Source organism: Streptomyces sp. NPDC059906, from assembly GCF_042730645.1.
Lineage (GTDB): Bacteria > Actinomycetota > Actinomycetes > Streptomycetales > Streptomycetaceae > Streptomyces > Streptomyces rubrogriseus.
In genome coordinates, this window is the sequence record NZ_JBHWKU010000004.1 from 322,773 (window position 1) to 339,671 (window position 16,899).

At 72.2% G+C, this 16,899-nt stretch carries 15 protein-coding genes; 14 read left to right on the forward strand and 1 reads right to left on the reverse strand.

The features are described from left to right. Positions 1–49: 49 nt before the first annotated feature. A complete protein-coding gene (locus tag ACFV9J_RS09165) occupies positions 50–1,261 on the reverse strand; it encodes an MFS transporter (protein ID WP_385352014.1) in 1,212 nt (403 codons plus the stop codon). Between the two features lie 138 nt (positions 1,262–1,399). Here ACFV9J_RS09165 and ACFV9J_RS09170 point away from each other — a divergent pair, with 138 nt between their 5' ends. From ACFV9J_RS09170 to ACFV9J_RS09235, 14 genes are all read left to right on the forward strand, one after another. Beyond that, on the forward strand, positions 1,400–2,005 hold the full coding sequence (locus tag ACFV9J_RS09170; protein WP_385352016.1) for a TIGR03086 family metal-binding protein: 606 nt from the start codon (positions 1,400–1,402) through the stop codon (positions 2,003–2,005). A 180-nt stretch (positions 2,006–2,185) separates the two neighbouring features. Continuing rightward, the gene (locus tag ACFV9J_RS09175; RefSeq protein ID WP_385352018.1) at positions 2,186–2,854 is read left to right on the forward strand and encodes a GntR family transcriptional regulator; all 669 of its coding nucleotides are present in this window, start codon (positions 2,186–2,188) and stop codon (positions 2,852–2,854) included. Beyond that, entirely contained in the window at positions 2,851–3,759 is a 909-nt protein-coding gene (locus ACFV9J_RS09180; protein ID WP_385352020.1) for a dihydrodipicolinate synthase family protein, read from the forward strand. Before ACFV9J_RS09175 ends, ACFV9J_RS09180 begins: the two co-directional genes overlap by 4 nt. Next, positions 3,756–5,498, forward strand: a complete 1,743-nt coding sequence (gene araD / locus ACFV9J_RS09185; protein WP_385352022.1) for an L-arabinonate dehydratase — start codon at positions 3,756–3,758, stop codon at positions 5,496–5,498. The genes ACFV9J_RS09180 and araD overlap by 4 nt, the downstream gene beginning before the upstream one ends. 99 nt (positions 5,499–5,597) lie before the next feature. Then, positions 5,598–6,533: a carbohydrate ABC transporter permease gene (locus ACFV9J_RS09190; RefSeq protein WP_109031995.1), complete on the forward strand. Its 936-nt coding sequence runs from the start codon at positions 5,598–5,600 to the stop codon at positions 6,531–6,533. After that, the gene (locus ACFV9J_RS09195; protein WP_385352024.1) at positions 6,530–7,426 is read left to right on the forward strand and encodes a carbohydrate ABC transporter permease; all 897 of its coding nucleotides are present in this window, start codon (positions 6,530–6,532) and stop codon (positions 7,424–7,426) included. Before ACFV9J_RS09190 ends, ACFV9J_RS09195 begins: the two co-directional genes overlap by 4 nt. Beyond that, a complete protein-coding gene (locus ACFV9J_RS09200) occupies positions 7,423–8,580 on the forward strand; it encodes a Gfo/Idh/MocA family protein (protein ID WP_385352026.1) in 1,158 nt (385 codons plus the stop codon). Before ACFV9J_RS09195 ends, ACFV9J_RS09200 begins: the two co-directional genes overlap by 4 nt. Next, positions 8,577–9,422: a PmoA family protein gene (locus ACFV9J_RS09205; RefSeq protein ID WP_385352028.1), complete on the forward strand. Its 846-nt coding sequence runs from the start codon at positions 8,577–8,579 to the stop codon at positions 9,420–9,422. Before ACFV9J_RS09200 ends, ACFV9J_RS09205 begins: the two co-directional genes overlap by 4 nt. Beyond that, positions 9,419–10,972, forward strand: a complete 1,554-nt coding sequence (locus tag ACFV9J_RS09210; RefSeq protein ID WP_385352030.1) for a family 43 glycosylhydrolase — start codon at positions 9,419–9,421, stop codon at positions 10,970–10,972. The genes ACFV9J_RS09205 and ACFV9J_RS09210 overlap by 4 nt, the downstream gene beginning before the upstream one ends. A gap of 62 nt (positions 10,973–11,034) precedes the next feature. Next, on the forward strand, positions 11,035–12,405 hold the full coding sequence (locus ACFV9J_RS09215; protein WP_385352032.1) for an ABC transporter substrate-binding protein: 1,371 nt from the start codon (positions 11,035–11,037) through the stop codon (positions 12,403–12,405). A gap of 161 nt (positions 12,406–12,566) precedes the next feature. Then, positions 12,567–13,370, forward strand: coding sequence for a rhamnogalacturonan acetylesterase (locus ACFV9J_RS09220; RefSeq protein WP_385352034.1), 804 nt, complete (start codon positions 12,567–12,569; stop codon positions 13,368–13,370). A 43-nt stretch (positions 13,371–13,413) separates the two neighbouring features. Then, positions 13,414–14,748 carry a polysaccharide lyase family 1 protein gene (locus ACFV9J_RS09225; protein ID WP_385352036.1) on the forward strand — a complete coding sequence of 445 codons (1,335 nt, stop codon included), beginning with the start codon at positions 13,414–13,416 and terminating at the stop codon, positions 14,746–14,748. 66 nt (positions 14,749–14,814) lie between these two features. Next, positions 14,815–15,966, forward strand: coding sequence for a pectinesterase family protein (locus ACFV9J_RS09230; RefSeq protein ID WP_385352038.1), 1,152 nt, complete (start codon positions 14,815–14,817; stop codon positions 15,964–15,966). A 134-nt stretch (positions 15,967–16,100) separates the two neighbouring features. Then, positions 16,101–16,898 (forward strand): HAD family acid phosphatase, encoded by a 798-nt coding sequence (locus ACFV9J_RS09235; protein ID WP_385352040.1) that lies wholly within the window; start codon positions 16,101–16,103, stop codon positions 16,896–16,898. Position 16,899: the final 1 nt, after the last annotated feature.

Sequence of the window (16,899 nt, forward strand, 5' to 3'; positions counted from 1 at the left end):
GCCTTCGGCTCCGTGATGGGAGGAGCGGCGCGCGAGGGGGCACGACGTACTACGGCGACCGCAACGCCGTCGCCGTCGCCAGCAGGATCGCGCCCAGCGTCGGCAGCAGCAGCCACAGGCTCACCGTCTCGACCAGGACCGCCCCCGCGGCCAGGCCCAGGACGTTCGGGGCGAAGACCAGGGAGTTGGCCGTCGCCGAGACCCGGCCCAGCAGGGGGCCCGGCGTCTCGTGCTGGACGGCGGTCAGGGCGGCGATCAGCACCGTGGGCAGGCCCACGCCGACCGCCGCGCTGGACGCCCACACGACCGCGTCGGACGGGACCGCCCGTGCCGCCACCGCCGCCGCGAACAGGGCGATCCCGGCCGCCCCGAACCGCCGTGCGCCCAGGCGGCGCAGGGCGGGGCCGGACAGGAGGCCGACCGCCACCGAACCGGCGCCCTGGACGGCGTACAGCACACCGGCGTAGGCGGGGGAGCGGCCCAGGTTGTCGACGACGGCGTACAGGGTGGCGCCGCCGACGCCCGCGCAGAGCATCGTCACCCCGCCCGCGAGGACCAGTGGGCGCAGCCCCGGGTGCCCCCACAGGTACCGGGCGCCCTCGGCCGTCTGCCGCCGCCAGTTCACCGTGGGGCGCTCCGGTGGCGCGTCCTGCACCCGCAGGGCCGCGTACAGCCCCGTGGCCAGCACGAACGTCGCCGCGTCCAGCGCCGCCACGCTCGGGCCGCCGTACGCCGCGCAGAGTCCCGCACCGGCGAGGGGCGCCACCAGCTTCATGCCCTCGTTGGCGGTCATACGCAGTCCGTTGAAGTCGCCGAGCAGGCCGGGATCGACGGCGGCGGCCACGAGGGCCGACTCGGCCGCGTCCTGGACGACACCGGCCACGCCGTACAGGAACAGCACCGCGAACAGCAGCCACAGGGTGCCCGGCGAGTCGACGGCGAAGAGGGTGAGCAGGAGGCCGGCCGGCAGCAGGTTCGCGGCGATCAGCAGCGGCTTGCGGCGGACCCGGTCGGCGAGCGTGCCGAGCGCGGGTCCGGCCAGGGTCGGCGCCCAGAGCGCGAGCAGGCACAGCGCCGCCAGACCGTCCGAGCCGGTGAGGTCCTTCACCCACACGCCCGCCGCCAGGCCGAGCGCCGAGCTGCCGAAACCGGACACGACCACCCCCGCGAGATACAGGCCGGCGTTGCGGTCGCGCAGGACGCGGGTCAGGGGCCAAGGGCTGCGCCGCGGCTTGGCCGTGTCCGTCGTTCTCGTCGTCATGCCTGGTCATCGTGGGACTAAGGCGCGGCGGTCGGCATCGGGAAGGTGACCTATGCGCGGGCCCGGAGAGCGATGAGTTTCGCGGTCGTGATCGGTCTGCCTACCGACAGAGCGAACGCACGTTCCCGGGAGACACGGATGACACACGAGACCACCACCGACACCCTCGACCTCGGGCCGCAGGCCCGAATCCTCGCCCGCCTCGCCGACGGCGTGCGCGAGGACCGGCTCGCGGACCCGACACCCTGCCCCGGTCTGGCGGTGCGCAACCTGCTCGGCCACCTGACCGGTCTCGCCGTCGCCTTCCGCGACGCCGCGCGCAAGGATCTGGGGCCCACCACGAACACCAGCCCCGAGGCGTCCGTGCCGGACATCGGGCCCGGCTGGCGCGAGCAGCTCGCCGGCGTGCTCGGGGAACTCGCCGACGCGTGGCGCGAGCCCGGCGCGTGGACCGGCATGACCCGGGCCGGCGGCATCGACCTGCCCGGCGAGGTCGCGGGCGCCGTCGTCGCCGACGAACTGGTCATCCACGGCTGGGACCTGGCCCGCGCGACCGGGCAGGAGTACGCCCCAGACGCGGCCGCGCTGCGGGCGGCGTACGGGCTGCTAGCCGCCGCCGCGGAGGAGTCCGACCGGGACGCAGGCATGTTCGGGCCCGTCGTCGCCGTGCCCGCCGACGCGCCGCTGCTGGAGCGCGCGGTGGGGCTGAGCGGGCGGGACCCGGGCTGGAGCCGCCCCGCCTGACGCACGCCTGACGCGGGAGGACACCCGGCACAACTTCCTTTGTCAGAAGCATTGACGTGGCCGCGCGCCCCTCTTACCTTCAACGCGTCGTACTCCGTACGTCATATATGAGACGCGATACGCGAGATCTGATGTCCGAGATCTGTCCGCGCATCCGACGCGAGATTCCGAGAGGCGCGCATGACCTCTGTGCCCACGCCGATCCCCTCCCGCACGCAGTACGTGCTGGAGGAGATCAAACGCCGCATCCTCACCGGCCGGCTGACGCCCGGCCAGGCCCTGGTCGAGACCGACCTCGCCGCACAGTTCGGGGTGTCCAAGACACCGGTGCGCGAGGCGCTCAAGACGCTGGCCGGTACCGGACTGGTCGTGATGAGCCAGTACAAGGGCGTCACCGTGCGCATGGTGGACGCGGACATGGCGCGCGAGGTCTACGACGTCCGGCTCCTGCTGGAGCCCGAGGCGCTGAGGCGCGCCGTGCGCCGGGAGGCCTCCCTGGAGGCCGCCCGCGAGGCCCTGACCCGGGCCGGCCGGGCCACGGACACGGCCGAACGGTCGCTGGCCAACCGCGAGTTCCACCGTGCCCTGTACGTGCCGTGCGGCAACCCGCTGCTCGGCCGGATGCTCGACGAGGTCCGCGACCAGGCGGCCCTCGTCTCCGCGGTCGCCTGGGCCGCCGACCCCTCCTGGGAGCGGGAGGCCGGCGAGCACCAGGAGATCCTGCGCCTCGCCCTCGCCGGTGACGCGGACGGCGCGGCCCGCGCCCTGCACGCGCACATCGCGTCGTTCGTCGAGCGGGCCTTCCCCGAAGCGGGGAACGCGGCCCAGGAAGAGGACGGTCAGGCATGACAGCGACGTTCGAGACCCAGCGGGCGGCCCTGGCCGACGTGGTGGCGATCCCGGTGACCCCGTTCGCCGAGGACGGCACCGTCGACCCCGCCACCTACCGGGCCCTGCTGCGTCGTCTCCTCGACGGTGGCATCACGACCCTCACCCCCAACGGCAACACTGGGGAGTTCTACGCCTTGGACCCCGCCGAGCGCCGCCTCGTCACCGAGCTGACGATCGAGGAGAGCGGCGAGCGCGCGGACATCCTGGTCGGTGTCGGCCACGACGTGCCGACCGCGGTCGCCTCCGCCCGGCACGCCCGCGACCTGGGCGCCTCCATGGTGATGGTGCATCAGCCCGTCCACCCCTACGTCTCCCAGGGCGGCTGGGTCGACTACCACCGCGCCATCGCCGAGGCCGTGCCCGAACTGGGCGTCGTCCCCTACATCCGCAACGCCCAGCTCACCGGCGCCCGCCTCGCCGACCTCGCCGACGCCTGCCCCAACGTGATCGGCGTGAAGTACGCCGTCCCGGACGCCTCCAGGTTCGCCGCGTTCGCCCGCGACGCCGGCCTCGACCGGTTCGTCTGGGTCGCGGGGCTGGCCGAGCCCTACGCGCCCTCGTACTTCTCCGCGGGCGCCACCGGCTTCACCTCGGGGCTGGTGAACGTCGCCCCGGCCGTCTCGCTGAACATGATCGAAGCGCTTCGATCCGGCGACTACCCGGCCGCCATGAAGGTCTGGGAGCAGATCCGCCGCTTCGAGGAACTGCGCGCCGCCAACGGCTCCGCCAACAACGTCACCGTGGTCAAGGAGGCCCTCGCCTCGCTCGGCCTGTGCCGCCGGGAGGTCCGCCCGCCGAGCAAGCCGCTGCCCGAGAGCGAACGCGCCGAGGTCGCCGCCATCGCCGCGGGGTGGTCCATATGACCCTCCGTACGACCCCCGGGAAGTCTCCGGAACAGCTCCGCAGCCACCAGTGGTACGGCACCGACGGCCTGCGCTCCTTCAGCCACCGCGCCCGCACCCGCCAGCTCGGCTACCTGCCCGAGGAGCACCTCGGCAAGCCCGTCATCGCCATCCTCAACACCTGGTCCGACATCAACCCCTGCCACGTCCACCTGCGCGACCGCGCCCAGGCCGTCAAGCGGGGAGTGTGGCAGGCGGGCGGCTTCCCGCTGGAGTTCCCGGTCTCGACACTCAGCGAGACCTTCCAGAAGCCGACCCCGATGCTCTACCGCAACCTCCTCGCCATGGAGACCGAGGAACTGCTGCGCTCCTACCCCGTCGACGGCGCCGTGCTGATGGGCGGCTGCGACAAGTCCACGCCCGCCCTGCTCATGGGCGCCGCCACGGTGGACCTGCCCGCGGTGTTCGTCCCCGCCGGGCCCATGCTCCCCGGGCACTGGCGCGGCGAGAGGCTCGGCTCCGGCACCGACATGTGGAAGTACTGGGACGACAAGCGGGCAGGCCTGATCGGCGACTGCGAGATGCAGGAACTGGAGAGCGGCCTGGCCCGCTCGCCCGGCCACTGCATGACCATGGGCACCGCCTCCACCCTGACCGCCGCCGCCGAGGCCCTCGGCGTCACCGTCCCCGGTGCCTCCAGCATCCCGGCCGTCGACTCCGGGCACGACCGGATGGCCGCCGCGGCCGGACTGCGCGTCGTCGAACTGGTCCACCGGGACCGGAAGCTGAGCGACATCCTCACCGCCGACGCCTTCGAGGACGCCGTCACCACCGTGCTGGGCCTCGGCGGCTCCACCAACGCCGTGATCCACCTGATCGCCATGGCGGGCCGCGCGGGCGTCACCCTCACGCTCGACGACTTCGACCGCGTCGCCCGCACCGTCCCGGTGCTGGCCAACGTCCGCCCCGGCGGACAGACCCACCTGATGGAGGACTTCCACTTCGCCGGCGGGCTGCCCGGCTTCCTCTCCCGCATCACCGACCTGCTCCACCTGGACCGGCCCACCGTCTCCCACGACACCCTGCGCGAGCAGCTGGACGGCGCCCTCGTCCACCACGACGACGTCATCAGGCCCCGCGACAACCCGGTCGCGAGCGAGGGCGGGGTCGCCGTACTGCGCGGCAACCTCTGCCCGGACGGCGCCGTCATCAAGCACATCGCCGCCGAGCCGCACCTGCTCAAGCACACCGGACCCGCCGTCGTCTTCGACGACTACAAGACCATGCAGCGCACCATCAACGACCCGGAGCTGGGCATCACCGCCGACAGCGTGCTGGTGCTCCGCAACGCCGGGCCCAAGGGCGGGCCGGGCATGCCCGAGTACGGCATGCTGCCCATCCCCGACCACCTGCTCAAGCAGGGCGTGCGGGACATGGTCCGGATCTCCGACGCCCGGATGAGCGGCACCAGTTACGGCGCGTGCGTGCTGCACGTGGCCCCCGAGTCGTACGTCGGCGGACCGCTCGCCCTGGTGCGCACCGGCGACTCCATCACCCTCGACGTCGGCGCGCGCTCCCTCCGGCTGAACGTGGACGACGAGGAGCTGGAACGGCGCAGAGCCGCCTGGACACCGCCGCCCGCCCGCTACGAGCGCGGTTACGGCGCGCTCTACAACGAACAGATCACCCAGGCCGACACCGGCTGCGACTTCGAGTTCCTGGCCCGCCCGGGCAAGGTGCAGGACCCCTACGCGGGCTGAGCCCGCCGACGGCGGGCCCCCGCACACCCCTGCCCAGCGAGAAAGCGCTTCCTGCTTCCTGTACGACCCCCGCACGCCGCACCAGAACGGAGAACTGTCATGGCCCAAGCCGCAGCCGTGGCGAAACCGCCCGCGCCACCCCGGCGGCGCCGTGCCTCGGCCACGCCGCGCAGGCTCCCGTACCTGCTGATCGGACCGGCCGCCCTGCTGATGCTGGGCTTCATCGCCTACCCGGTCATCAGCGTCTTCTACTACAGCCTGCAGGAGTACAACCCCACCAAACCGTGGCGCAACGGCTTCGCGGGCTTCGACAACTTCGTCAAGATCTTCACCGAGGACCCGGTGTTCTGGGACACCCTCGTCTTCAGCGCCAAGTGGGTCTTCGTCGAGGTCGGACTGCAGCTGCTGTTCGGACTGGCACTGGCGCTCATCGTCAACCAGACCTTCGTGGGCCGGGGCATCGGGCGGGCCATGGTCTTCTCCCCGTGGGCCGTCTCCGGCGTCCTGACCTCCGCGATCTGGGTACTGCTCTACAACTCCCAGACCGGCGTCACCCGCTACCTCGCGGACATGGGCATCGGCTCGTACGGCACCAGCTGGCTCTCCGACACCTCGACGGTCTTCTCCGCGGCGGTGGTCGCCGACCTCTGGCGCGGCGTGCCCTTCTTCGCGATCCTCATCCTCGCCGACCTCCAGTCCGTCTCGAAGGACCTGTACGAGGCCGCGGAGGTCGACGGGGCGAGCCGGCTCAAGCAGTTCTGGCACATCACGCTGCCGCACCTGAAGGACGCCATCATCCTGTCCACCCTGCTGCGCGCGGTGTGGGAGTTCAACAACGTCGACCTGCTCTACACCCTGACCGGCGGTGGACCCGCGGGCGAGACCACGACGTTGCCCCTGTACATCGCCAACACCAGCGTCGACGCCCACGACTTCGGCTACGCGTCGGCCCTCACCACGGTCGCGTTCGTGATCCTGCTCTTCTGCTCGATCGTCTACCTGCGGCTGAGCAAGTTCGGAGGCGAGAACAAGTGATCACCAAAGAGGCCCCCGCGGCCGCCCCCGCCCCCGCGCCGGCCGCCCCTACAGCGGCGCGGCCCGGCAAGAAGCGCCCGGCCTGGGACGAGGTGCCCCGCTGGCAGATCTACCTGCCGCTCGGGATCTACCTGGTCTTCACCCTGATCCCGTTCTACTGGATCCTGCTCTTCGCGCTGCGCCCGACCGGGTCGACCTCGCTCGTGCCCTGGCCGATGACCACCGAGCACTTCGAGAAGGTGTGGACCGACCGCGGCTTCGGCACCTACTTCACCAACAGCGTGTACGTCGGGCTCGCGACCCTGGTGATGACCACGCTCGTCGCCCTGGCCGGCGGCTACGCCCTCGCCCGGTTCGACTTCCGGATCAAGCGCGGCTTCATGCTCGCCCTGCTCTGCTCCCAGTTCGTGCCCGGCGCGCTGCTGCTCGTACCGCTGTTCGAGATCTTCGCCGGGCTCCAGATGATCAACTCGCTGGGCAGCGTCATCATCGCCGAGACGGTCTTCCAGCTGCCCCTGTCGATCATCCTGATCAGCAACTTCATCAAGAACGTGCCGTACTCCCTGGAGGAGGCCGCCTGGGTCGACGGCTGCGGCCGGTTCCGGGCCTTCCGGATCGTCGTACTGCCCCTGCTGCGGCCGGGACTGATCGCGGTGGGCTCCTTCGCCTTCGTGCACTCCTGGAACCACTTCCTGTTCGCCCTGATGTTCCTCAACAACCAGAGCAAGCAGACCATCCCGGTCGGCCTCAACTCCCTGATGAGCGCGGACAGCGTCGACCTCGGCGCGCTGGCCGCCGGCGGCATCGTCGCGGCCGTCCCCGTCGTGATCGTCTTCGCCTTCATCCAGAAGTGGCTGATCACCGGCTTCAGCGCGGGGGCGGTGAAGGGATGAGTCGGGTTCCCGTCGTCCTCGCCGGCGCCCGCGGCCACGGCCGCTGGCACGTCGCCAACATCCGCCGCCTGGAGCGGGCGGGACTGATCCGGCTGGCCGGCATCTGCGAACTGACCCCGCTGACCGAACAGGAGGCCGAGGGCGAACTCCCCGAGCAGTCCGCCGACTTCGGCGCCCTGCTCGACTCCACCGGCGCCCGGATCGCCGTGATCTGCACGCCGATCCCCACCCACACCGACCTCGCGCTGATGGCCGCCCGCCGAGGCGTGCACCTGCTCCTCGAGAAGCCCCCGGCACCGTCGTACGCCGAGTTCCGGCGCATGGCCGACGGGGTCGCCGAGGCCGGCGTCGCCTGCCAGGTCGGGTTCCAGTCGCTGGGCTCGCACGCCGTGCCCGCCATCCGGGAGCTGGTCGCCCGGGGTGCGATCGGCGAGGTCGTGGGCATCGGCGGGGCCGGGGCGTGGGTGCGCGACGAGGCCTACTTCCGCCGGGCGCCCTGGTCGGGCAAGCGGCGGCTGAACGGCGCCGACGTGATCGACGGCGCGCTGACCAACCCGCTGGCGCACGCCGTCGCCACCGCCCTCGCGCTCGGCGGCACCGCCCGCGCCGAGGACGTCACCGGCATCGAGACCGAGCTGAGCCACGCCAACGACATCGAGGCCGACGACACCTCCTGCGTGCGGATCGGCACCGCGCCCGGGCACCGCGTCACCGTCGCCGCCACCCTGTGCGCGGAGCGGGCCGGCGAGCCGTACGTCCTGGTGCACGGCTCCAGCGGCCGCGTCACCTTCTGGTACAAGCAGGACCGGGTCCTGCTCCAGCGCGGCGGCCACGGTCCCGAGGAGTTCCACCACGACCGCACCGACCTGCTGGAGAACCTGGTCGACCACCTCACCACCGGGGCCCCGCTGCTGGTTCCGCCGGACGAGACGGGCGCCTTCATGCGGGTGGTCGAGGCGATCCGCCGGGCGCCGGACCCGGAGCCGCTGCCCGAGGCCGCCTGGCGGCGCGTCCCCGGCGAGCGGCGCCGCGTGGTCCCCGGCATCGACGGCCTCGTGGCCGCCGCCGCCGACACCCTCTCCCTCTACTCCGAACTGGGCGCGCCCTGGGCGCCGCGCACCGAGCACCCGCGATACGAGGTGAGCACCCGATGACCGGCAACGACTCCCCGGTGCTGCGCGTGGCAGGCCGCCCCGTCGCCCGCTACGTGACCCGGCCCGAACTGCCCCACCGGCTCTCCCCACGCCCCTACCTGCACCCCGTCGCCACCCTGGCCGGCACGCCCGTCACCGAGTTCAGCCCCGCCGACCACCTCCATCACCTCGGCGTCGGTGTCGCCGTTCCCGACGTCGAGGGGCACAACTTCTGGGGCGGGCGCACCTACGTCCGGGGCCGGGGGCCGACCGAGCTGGACAACCACGGCACCCAGCGGCACACCGCCTTCCAGCTCCGCGACCCCGACGGATTCGTCGAGGAGCTGCGCTGGGTCGCCGCCGGGACCGAGCTGCTGCGCGAACGCCGCACGGTCGCGGCCACCGGACTCACCGGCACCGCCTGGGCGCTGGACTTCACCTTCTCCCTCACCAACGTCACCCCGGACCCGCTCACCCTCGGCAGCCCCGCCACCAACGGGCGCCCCGGCGCCGCGTACGGCGGCTTCTTCTGGCGCGCCCGCAAGGAGAGCACGGCGCCCGGCGTCTTCACCGCCGACCGGGAGGGCGAACGGGAGGTGCACGGCCGCAGCGCCGACTGGCTCGCGCTGACCGGCGAGACCTGGTCGCTGGTGTTCGCCGGCGCCACCGAACGCACCCGGCGCGACCCGTGGTTCGTGCGCACCGAGGAGTACCCGGGCGTCGGCTCCTCGCTGGCCCACGACGAGAGGGTGACCGTCGCCCCGGGCGACACCCTGGTCCGGCGGATCGTCACCGTCGTCGCCGACGGCCGCCTCGACGCCGACGGCGCCGCCGCCCTCGTACGCAAGGCGGTGAGCCCGTGACCGCCGTCGAGAGCGCGGGGACGACGTACACCAACCCCGTCCTGAACGCCGACTGGTCCGACCCCGACGTCGTCCGCGTCGGCGACGACTTCTACCTGACCGCCTCCAGCTTCGGCCGCGTCCCCGGCCTGCCCCTCCTGCACTCCCGCGACCTGGTCCACTGGACCCTGGTCGGGCACGCCCTGGAGCGCCTGGAGCCCGAGCGGGAGTTCGCCCGGCCCCGCCACGACTGCGGCGTCTGGGCACCGGCCCTGCGCCACCACGCCAACCGGTTCTGGATCTTCTGGGGGGACCCGGACCAAGGAGTCTTCCAGGTCAACGCCCCCGACATCCGGGGCCCGTGGACCGCGCCCCACCTGGTCAAGGCGGGCAAGGGCCTGATCGACCCCTGCCCCCTGTGGGACGAGGAGAGCGGCGAGGCCTACCTCGTGCACGCCTGGGCCCGCTCCCGCTCCGGGATCAAGAACCGCCTCACCGGCCACCGCATGCGCCCCGACGGCACCGGACTCCTCGACGACGGCACGGTGATCGTCGACGCCGACCGGCTCCCCGGCTGGTTCACCCTGGAGGGCCCCAAGCTCTACCGGCACGACGGCTGGTACTGGATCCTCGCCCCCGCCGGATCGGTGGAGACCGGCTGGCAGGGCGCCTTCCGCTCCCGCGAGTTCTTCGGGCCGTACGAGGAGAAGGTCGTCCTGGAACAGAAGGACACCGACGTCAACGGCCCCCACCAGGGCGGCTGGGTGCGCACGGCGTCCGGCGAGGACTGGTTCCTGCACTTCCAGCAGCGCGGCGCGTACGGGAGGGTGGTCCACCTTCAGCCGATGCGGTGGGATGTGGACGGCTGGCCGGTGCTGGGCGACGAGGGCGCCCCGGTCGCCGAGCACCGGCGTCCCGCCCTGCCCCCGCAGCCGCCCGCCGCGCCCGCCACCGACGACGACTTCCCCGGTGGGCGGTTCGGCCGCCAGTGGTCGTGGACGGCCAACCCCCGGGCCGGCTGGGCCACCCAGCACGCCGGGGACGGGCTGCGCCTCGCCTGCGTCCGCTCGGCCGACGCGCACGACCTGCGCCTGCTGCCGAGCGCCCTCACCCAGCGCTTCCCCGGCGCGCCCTCGGTGATCGAGGTCGAGCTGCGCCTGGACAGCGAGGAACCCGGCGCGCGGGCCGGGCTCGCGGTGCTCGGCGACGCCTACCGCTGGATCGGGCTCCAGCGGGACACCGACGGGACCGTGCACCTGGTGCACCGCTTCGCCGAGTCCGTGGCCGAGGCCGAACGGGATGCCGACCGGCCCCGCCCCGCCCCCGGGGGACGGGCCCGGCTGCGGATCGAAACGGTGCCGGGGGCGCGCTGCCGCTTCTCATGCGACCTCGGCGACGGCGGCCCGGGCGACGGTTCGCCGGCCGTCCCCGTCGGCCGGGAGTTCGCCGCCACCCCTTGGCGCTGGGTCGGCGCACTGCTCGGCCTGTTCGCCCTCGCGCCCGCCGGCCAGGGACCCGCCGGCACCGCCACCTTCACGCGGTTCCGCGTCGGGCCCCACCGAACCCACTGAACCCCACGTTGTCGTTCCACCGCCTTGTTCGATCCAGAAGACCCGGAAGAAGAGAGCCGACCATGAGGATCAGCATGCTCAGCAGCAGAGACAAAGGCACAGTCAGGCGCCGGACGTCCGCCGCCGTCGCCCTGGGAGCCGTGCTCGCGCTGACCGCCACCGCCTGCGGTGACGACGGCAGCGGGGCGGGCGGCGACAAGGGGGCCGAGGGCAGCGGCAAGGGGAAGATCACCTTCTGGGACAACAACGGCGGTATCCGTACGGCCGTCTGGAAGGAGATCATCGCCGACTTCGAGAAGGCGAACCCGGACATCGACGTGGAGTACGTCGGCATCGCCGCCACCGAGTACCAGTCCAAGGTGGACACCGCCATCCAGGGCGGCGGCCTGCCGGACGTCGGCGGCGTGACGGCGTCGATGCTCGCGGGCTTCTCCGCCCAGGGCGCCCTGGAACCGCTGGACGCCCGGCTCGCCAAGTCGCCCCTGAGCGACAAGCTCAACAAGGACATGGTCGAGTCCCTGAAGGCCGCCGGCGGCGGCGACGGCACGCTGTACTCGATGCCGACCTCCGCCAACAACGGCGTCCTCTACTACCGCACCGACCTGTTCGAGAAGGCCGGCCTCGACGCGCCGACGACGTGGGACAAGTTCTACGCCGCCGCCGAGAAGCTGACCGACGCGGGCAAGAACGAGTTCGGCTACACCATCCGCGGCGGCTCCGGCTCCATCGCCCAGGCGCTCGACGCGATGTACGGGCAGTCCGGCATCACCTCGTTCTGGGACGCCGGCAAGAAGAAGACCACCGTCAACGACCCGAAGAACGTCGAGGCGCTGGAGAAGTACGCGGCCCTCTACAAGAAGGTCACGCCGGCCGCCGACGTCAACAACGACTTCGCCAAGATGGTCGCCCAGTGGGACACCGGCACCATCGGCATGCTCAACCACAACCTGGGCTCCTACCAGGACCACGTGAAGGCGCTCGGCGTCGACAAGTTCCGCGGCATCCCGCAGCCGGTCGGTGCCTCCGGCAAGCGGGTCCAGGTGTCCAACCCGGTCGACGGGCTCGGCATGTTCAAGAGCTCGAAGAACAAGGAGGCCGCCTGGAAGTTCATCGAGTTCGCCACGTCGAAGGAGCAGAACTCGAAGTTCAACGAGTCGGCCGGGCAGGTGCCGTCCAGCACCGAGGCCGCGAACGACGCGTGGATCCAGAAGGCGGAGCCGACGAAGCTGGCGGCCGAGGCGCTGAACGACGGGTCCACGACCATCGTCCAGCTGCCGTACTACCTGCCGGACTGGAACACGCTGTCCAAGTCGGAGAGCGAGCCGGGGTTCCAGAAGGTGCTGCTGGGCGACATGAGTGCGAAGGATTTCCTGGACGGGCTGGCCGAGAAGCTGAATGAGGCGCAGGCCGAGTGGACGGAGCAGATGGGTTAGTCGGCGGGTTCGGTTTCGGGTTTCGCCGTGGGCGGTCCGTGGTTCGTCGCGGGCTGCGGGCCGTCCGTGGTTGATCGCGCCCACGCGGCGGAGCCGCACATCGATACAGCCCCGCGCCCCTGGGGGGACTGCCCCATCCCCTTCTTGAAAGGCAGACCGGCATGTCGCTCAGCCGAAGACAAGTCACCTCAGCCGCCGTTGCCTCCATTCCCCTGGCGTTCGCCGCCACCGGCACCGCCCAGGCCGGCGGACGCCACCACCCCCGCACCCTCTTCATCGCCGGGGACTCCACCGCCGCGCAGAAGTACTCCGACGCCGCGCCCGAGACCGGGTGGGGCATGGCCCTGCCCTTCTTTCTCCGTAACGACCTCCGTGTCGCCAATCACGCCGTGAACGGGCGGAGTTCCAAGAGCTTCGCCGACGAGGGGCGGCTCGATGTCGTCCTCGGGGCGATCCGGCCCGGCGACCTCCTGCTGGTCCAGTTCGCGCACAACGACGAGAAGGACGAGGACCCCGCCCGCTACACCGAGCCCTGGACGACGTACCAGGACTACCTGCGGAGGTACGTCGACGGTGCGCGGGCCCGCGGGGCGCGGCCGGTGCTGGCCACGCCCGTCGAGCGACGGCGGTTCGACGCGGAGGGGAACGCCGTGCCGAGCCACGGGGAGTACCCGGCGGCGATGCGGGCGCTCGCGCGGCGGGAGGGCGTGGCGCTGCTCGACGTGCAGGCGCTGTCGCTCGCGCTGTGGCAGCGGATCGGCGTCGAGGGGACCAAGGCGTACTTCAACTGGACCGCCACCGAGCAGGACAACACCCACTTCAACCCGCCGGGCGCGATCGCGGTCGCCCGGCTCGTCGCCCGGGAACTGCTGCGCGGGCGCGTACTGGCGCACCGGGACGTGCGCCGGCTGGACGAGGAGATCCCCGAGTCCTGGATCAGTTGGCCCGCACCGGCCACTGCGTAACACCGACCGTCGACCGACCCCCAGAGCAAGGGAGAGCCATAGCATGAGCACTCGTACATGGCATGGGCATGCCACAAAGAGAACCGCCGCACTCATCGGCTGCACCGCCCTCGTACTGAGCCTGACCGCCGCCACCGCCGAGGCCCGCCCCGGTCACCACCACCCCCGGGACACCGCCCGGCAGACGCTCCCCGCGAACGACGGCTGGGCCTCCCACGGCACCGGCACCACCGGCGGGGCCGCCGCCGACGCCGAGCACGTGTACACCGTCTCCACCTGGGCCGAGTTCAAGGCCGCCCTCGCCGCCGACGGCACCGCGCCCAGGATCATCAAGGTCAAGGGCACCGTCGACGCCGTCTCGGAGGGCTGCGAGGCTTTCGCCGCGCCCGGCTACGACTTCGACGCCTACCTGGAGAAGTACTCCCCGGAGAACTGGGGGACGGAGAGCGACCTGAGCGCCGAGCCCGACGACAGCCCCGAGGGCCTGCGCCGCGTCTCCGCCGCACAGCAGGACCGGTCCATCAAGGCGAACGTCCCCTCCAACACCACCATCATCGGGGTCGGCCGGGGCGCCGCGCTCAAGGGCGCCAGCCTCCAGATCAAGGACGTCGACAACGTCATCGTCCGCAACCTGGCCTTCGAGAGCCCCGTCGACTGCTTCCCGCAGTGGGACCCCACGGACGGGGACAGCGGCAACTGGAACTCCGAGTACGACAGCGCCGTCGTGTACGGGTCGACGCACGTCTGGCTGGACCACAACACCTTCACCGACGGCGAGCACCCCGACAGCGCGGCACCCACCTACTTCGGCATGCTCTACCAGCAGCACGACGGCCAGCTGGACATCGTCAAGGGCGCCGACTACGTCACCGCCTCCTGGAACGTCTTCACCGAGCACGACAAGACGATCCTGATCGGCAACAGCGACAGCGAGTCCACCGCCGCCGTCGACCGCGGCCACCTCAGGGCGACCTTCCACCACAACCTGTTCAAGAACCTCGTCGAGCGCGCGCCCCGCGTCCGCTTCGGCCAGGTCGACGTCTACAACAACCACTTCGTGGCCTCGGACGACTACGCCTACAGCTTCGGCGTCGGCAAGGAGTCCGCGCTGGTCGCCGAGCACAACGCCTTCACCCTGCCGGCCGGGGTCAGCCCCGCGAAGGTGCTCAAGCGCTGGAACGACTCGCCGCTCAGCGCCGCCCACAACCGCGTCAACGGCCGCACCGTCGACCTGATCGCCGCCCACAACGCCGAGAACCCGGACGCGGTCCTGCGCTCCGGCGCGGGCTGGACGCCCTCGCTACGCACCAAGGTCCTGCCGGCCCGGGCGGTCCCCTTCGTCGTCGACCACGGCGCGGGCGCCGGCCGGCTGCGCTGAGACCCGTCCCCCGAACCGGGCCGGGGCGCCCGCACCGCCCCGGCCCACCCCCGAAGGAGCACCCGCATGCACCCACCCGTCCCGTCCCGCAGAGGCTTCCTCCTGGCGACCGCCGGCACGGGCGCCGCCCTCGCCCTCGGCCTCACGGCAGCCGGTCCCGCCGTCGCCGGCACCCGACCGCGCCCGCGTCCCTTCGGCCGGTACGGCTCACCGGCCGTCCGCCGCACACCCAAGACCCTGTACGTCGACCCGCACGGCCGCGGCGACTTCACCTCCGTCCAGGCCGCCGTCGACGCCGCCGGGGGCGACGGCTGGACCCTCGTCCTCGCCCCGGGCACCTACCGCGAGACGGTCTCCGTCGACGCCGGGCGCACCGGTGCGACCTGGATCGGCGCCTCCGGCGACCCGCGCGACGCCGTCATCGTCCACGACAACGCGGCCGGCACCCCCAAGCCGGACGGCTCCGGCACCCACGGCACCAGCGGGTCGGCCACCACCACCGTGCGCGCCGACGGCTTCACCGCCCGAGCCCTCACCTTCGCCAACGACTGGCTGCGCGCCGACCGGCCCGACTGGACCGGCACCCAGGCGGTCGCGATCAAGGTCATGGGCGACCGCTCCGCCTTCCACGACTGCCGCTTCCTCGGCCACCAGGACACCCTCTACGCCGACAGCCGCGACCTCTCCCTCTTCGCCCGCCAGTACTACGAGCGCTGCTACGTCGAGGGCGACGTCGACTTCGTCTTCGGCCGGGCGACCGCGGTGTACGAGCACTGCCACTTCCGCACCCTGGTCCGCACCGACCTCGACGCCGCCCCGTACGGCTTCGTCTTCGCGCCCTCCACGGCGGGCGCCAACCCGCGCGGCTACCTGGTGACCCGCGGCCGCGTCAGCAGCGAGGCCCCCGACGGCTACTACAAGCTGGCCCGCCCCTGGGTGCCCAGCTCCGACACCACCGCCCGTCCGATGCTCACCGTCCGCGAGACCCACCTCGGCGCGGGCATCGACGCGGTGGCGCCGTACGCCAACATGCGCGACGCCCACCCCTGGCAGGAGCAGCGGTTCCGCGAGTACCGCAACACCGGCCCCGGCGCCGCGGTCACCGTCCCGGACAACCGGCCGCAGCTCACCCGCGCCGAGGCCGCCGCGCACACCCGCGAGGCGTACCTCGGCGACTGGCGGCCCTACGACCGGCAGCACCACCACGGACGGCACTGAACGGGCCGACCCGGCAGTCACGGCCGTCACGGCCGGTACTTGACCTGCTTGACGCGATTTTTGCCAGGTAAAGGGGCGCGGATCCGGCCACGGGTCTCGCGCTCACCCGGGTGACGCGCGTAGAAACCTGTGTCATGCATAAACCACTGCGCATCGCGACCGTCACCGCCGCCTGTGCCGTCGCCGGTGCCGTCCTGTACGGAACGGGCGCCGCCACCGCCGGCCAGTCGACGGCGAACTCCACCCACGAGCCGTACAACATCGGGGTGCTGGCCAAGGACATCGACGCCTACTACGGCACCACGCTCGACGCCGACGGCGTCTACCAGGCCTCCCCGGACAGCCCGTACGCCGCGGATCTGGCCCGCGTCGACGCCGCCGCGAAGAAGCAGATCGACCGGGCCGCCCGCACGGCGCACCACAAGCACACCAGGCCCGCGGTCGTCTTCGACATCGACGACACGCTGCTGCTCAGCCTCGACTACGAGAAGAAGAACAACTACGGCTACGACGGCGCGACCTGGGCCGCCTACGTCGACCGGGCCGACCGCCCGGCCGTCCCCGGCAGCCCCGAGCTGGTCCGGTACGCCGACGAGAAGGGCGTCGAGGTCTTCTACAACTCCGGTCTGAGCGAGGCCCAGCGCGCCGCCGCCGTCGTGAACCTGAAGAAGGTCGGCGCGGACGTGAACCTGGACGCCTCCCACATGTTCCTCAAGGACAAGGCGAACCCGCCGTCCTACCTGGCCCACTGCGCCACCCCGGGCAGCTGGACGTGCACCACCGTCCAGTACAAGGCGGGCACCCGCCGGCACATCGAGCACGACCTCGGGTACGACGTCGTCGCCAACTTCGGCGACCAGTACTCCGACCTCCAGGGCGGCTACGCGGACCGGACGTACAAGCTGCCCAACCCGACGTACTTCGTCGAGTAGC